Here is a 2,958-nt window from a genome sequence, read left to right on the forward strand (position 1 = left end):
CGATCAAAAGGCGGCACCCAAAAACTTTTCCTGTTTTTTATCAACGGCCTGTTTTCAAACAGTCCCTGAGTGTCCGGGGGATTGCGGACCATCCGGGTGTCGTGATCCGTCCCGGAAGGCCCTCAATCCCCCGAACCGCAGGTTAAGTGCGACCTCGCGCCCCGACAGGGTTGGCACAGGAAGGGTATGCGACAGCGATTGCCGCAACCGCGCCTGGGAAACCAGATGCACGATCCCCACAGGGGCATGGGGGTAGAACAGGTTGACCAGCATGCCGCGATCCTCGTCCAGCAGCCATGGCCCGATATAGTTGTGGGCGTTGTCGAGGAAGGTCACACGAGCGTTGTCGATATAGACCGCCAGCGCGATGCTGAGCTGGTCTTGCGTGAACAGCGCGCCGCCCTGGCGGATGATGGTCTCTTGCCATTTCCGCAGCATGGGCCAGATGGCCGCATCACGGTGCAGGCACATCACCCCTGAATTCAGCAGGGGCTTTGCGCCGATCCGACGCCGGATGGCAAAGGGCAGGCGGGCCTTGCGCGCGTTTTTATAAAGGAACGAACGTACCTGCATCCAGCCCGGACATATCCACCGGATTGCGAACATGTCCGCGATCTTGGCCCCGATTTCAGGAACGATGGCCAGCGCCCCGTCACGTGCGGCGTCGAACATGTGTTCGATGGCGGTCATGTCCTGCACCCACGCATCCGCGTCGACCCACAGGATCAGGTCGAATTGTGGCAGCACACGGTCCAGCCACAGCTTGGACAGGTTGATGGCCAGGGTCGGGCGCTGTCGTATCTGCCGTGCGGACGCGCAGGGTGGGACATAGGGGGTTCGGATCAGTACCCCAAGGTCCGAAAGGGTTTCCACCTGCCGGGACGATAATCCGGCGTCAAGGACACATAATGCCGCATCTGTCCGGCCATTGATCGACTGGATCAGTTCCATGACCAATGGGAAATAACCGCTGTCACAGCCTGTGACGATAACCTTGCGCAACCGGGCCTCCTGCCTTGGTCACCTGCCGCCGGTCGTGGCGGCATGGACCGGCGTAGCATACAGCCATAGCAACAGGGTGGGAAACGGATCGGGGGCGTGGCGCTGGCCCATAGGGGGGAACGCCGCTATGGTCTGGGTCGTGTACTGACCATATACAGGAACCGCGTCATGACCGTTCATACGGGGACATCGCTTCCCCCTGGCGAAGACGAGATCGTCGCCACCGTTGCCGCCATTACCGAAGGGGAAGGCGACCCGATCGCAAACGCCGCGAATATCGCGGCGATCCTGTTTGAGGGATTGGTGGATATCAATTGGGCCGGTTTTTATTTCCTGCGTGACGGACAGCTTGTGCTGGGGCCATTCCAGGGGCGCGTGGCCTGCACCCGCATTGCGATTGGCAAGGGGGTGTGCGGCACGGCAGCCCAGCAGCGTGCGACGGTCGTAGTGCCTGATGTCCACGCATTCGCGGGGCATATCGCATGCGATGCGGCGTCACGTTCGGAAATCGTGGTGCCGATCCTTGATGGGGATCGGCTGCTGGGCGTTATTGATATCGACAGCCCATCTCTGGCACGTTTCACGCAGACGCATGCCGCGCTGATCGAACAGGTTGCCGCATTATATGTGCGGGCATGTCGTGGACATGCCTGAAATGATGCGGGGATGAAAGGTCTTTCGGTGCCGTCGTTTTTCTGGAAATGAACTGTCCTTAGGGCAGGCGGCCAAGATGTCGTGCCAGCAGGTCATAAAAACCGTCTGCATCGACCTGTCGCATGAACATGGCATTGACTGGACGTTTCGTGGTGCCCCACCAGTCCACGACCGACATGCCCCGCGTCAGCGCATCATGCAGTGCGATTGTCACATTGACCTTCCGACCGGCAAACAGGTCGGGGGCAATCAGGCAGGCGAGTGTGCATGGATCATGCAGGGGCGCGCCCGCCCAGCCATATTTGGCGATGTCAAACTGTCCCGCCCTGTCCAGCATTGCCACGGCGGCCGCAGCGCAGCGACCCGGCAGGGCGTGCAGGCGCGCCAGGCGTTCGGGCGTGCTCAGGCATTGGTGCGTGACATCCAGTGGCAGAAGGGTCAATGCGGTGCCCGCGCGCAGGACGATGTCAGCGGCCTCGGGGTCGGCATAAAAATTGAACTCGGCCGTGGGGGTGATATTGCCACCTTCGGACCATGCGCCCCCCATGGCAATCACCCGGTGGAGGCGTTGTGCGATATCAGGCGCCTTGAGCAATGCCACCGCAAGGTTCGTCATCGGCCCCAGCATGACAAGGCTGAGGCTGTCGGGCGGGGCCGTACGTATGGCAGCAATCAGGTAATCAACACCGTGCTGCGTCTGGACAGGCATGGTGGGCGGCGGCAGGTCTGGCCCGTCCATGCCCGTGACGCCGTGTATATGACGGGCATTGACGCCGGTATGGCCCATGGGGCGGGCACACCCGGCGTAAACCGGGATATCCGTGCGTCCCGCCAGTTCAAGGATGCGACAGGCATTCTGCGCGGTCTGTTCCACCGTGACATTGCCCGCAACGCTGACAAGGGCCTGTACTTCAATCTTTTCGGATGCCAGTGCCAGCATAATCGCCAGCGCATCATCCACGCCGGGATCGGTATCTATGATGATCCTGTGTGTGGTCATGTCGCCGCGTGTCCCGTGCCGTGCCATAAAGAGCGGCACGGTAGGGCATTACCACGCCCCAGCGCCAGTGGTTGCGTGTCCAGGCCAGGTGTCACGAGGGGGGCGGTTGTCCATGTTCCCACCCATGATCCTGCCACCGGGGCCGTACCGCCGTGGCCGTGCCACTGGAAACGTATCAATGGGATCGTGCCATCAGGTGCAGAGCATCGGGCATGGACTGTCTGGAGGGGACTGCCTGATGGGGCAGGGCGATGGCTCATACCAATTTGTTTTTGCTATGACCCATGAGCCCAGTCGCGCAA

At 61.3% G+C, this 2,958-nt stretch carries 5 protein-coding genes; 2 read left to right on the forward strand and 3 right to left on the reverse strand.

The genetic code is table 11. The features are described from left to right. Nucleotides 1-54 precede the first annotated feature (54 nt). Nucleotides 55-1,002: a hypothetical protein gene (locus tag B7G66_RS03355; protein WP_003617796.1), complete on the reverse strand. Its 948-nt coding sequence runs from the start codon at nucleotides 1,000-1,002 to the stop codon at nucleotides 55-57. 18 nt (nucleotides 1,003-1,020) lie between these two features. Continuing rightward, on the reverse strand, nucleotides 1,021-1,182 hold the full coding sequence (locus B7G66_RS17765; protein WP_155116139.1) for a hypothetical protein: 162 nt from the start codon (nucleotides 1,180-1,182) through the stop codon (nucleotides 1,021-1,023). On the opposite strand from B7G66_RS17765, the gene B7G66_RS03360 reads away from it, so the two are divergent. Then, nucleotides 1,171-1,656, forward strand: coding sequence for a GAF domain-containing protein (locus B7G66_RS03360; RefSeq protein ID WP_003617797.1), 486 nt, complete (start codon nucleotides 1,171-1,173; stop codon nucleotides 1,654-1,656). The genes B7G66_RS17765 and B7G66_RS03360 overlap by 12 nt on opposite strands. Nucleotides 1,657-1,714: 58 nt before the next feature. On the opposite strand, the gene B7G66_RS03365 is transcribed toward B7G66_RS03360, so the two are convergent. Then, nucleotides 1,715-2,656: a nucleoside hydrolase gene (locus tag B7G66_RS03365; protein WP_040511446.1), complete on the reverse strand. Its 942-nt coding sequence runs from the start codon at nucleotides 2,654-2,656 to the stop codon at nucleotides 1,715-1,717. 112 nt (nucleotides 2,657-2,768) lie between these two features. Here B7G66_RS03365 and B7G66_RS18365 point away from each other — a divergent pair. Beyond that, the coding region (locus B7G66_RS18365; RefSeq protein ID WP_206778183.1) for a hypothetical protein at nucleotides 2,769-2,958 on the forward strand (190 nt) is incomplete at its 3' end.

This window comes from Novacetimonas hansenii JCM 7643 (assembly GCF_000964405.1).
Taxonomy (GTDB): Bacteria; Pseudomonadota; Alphaproteobacteria; order Acetobacterales; family Acetobacteraceae; genus Novacetimonas; species Novacetimonas hansenii.

What these genes read in the sequence shown, in the direction of transcription:
- B7G66_RS03360 (WP_003617797.1), top strand. Translation starts at nt 1,171, where the DNA reads ATGACCGTTCATACGGGGACATCGCTTCCCCCTGGCGAAGACGAGATC.
- B7G66_RS17765 (WP_155116139.1), bottom strand. Translation starts at nt 1,182, where the DNA reads ATGAACGGTCATGACGCGGTTCCTGTATATGGTCAGTACACGACCCAG.
- B7G66_RS03365 (WP_040511446.1), bottom strand. Translation starts at nt 2,656, where the DNA reads ATGACCACACACAGGATCATCATAGATACCGATCCCGGCGTGGATGAT.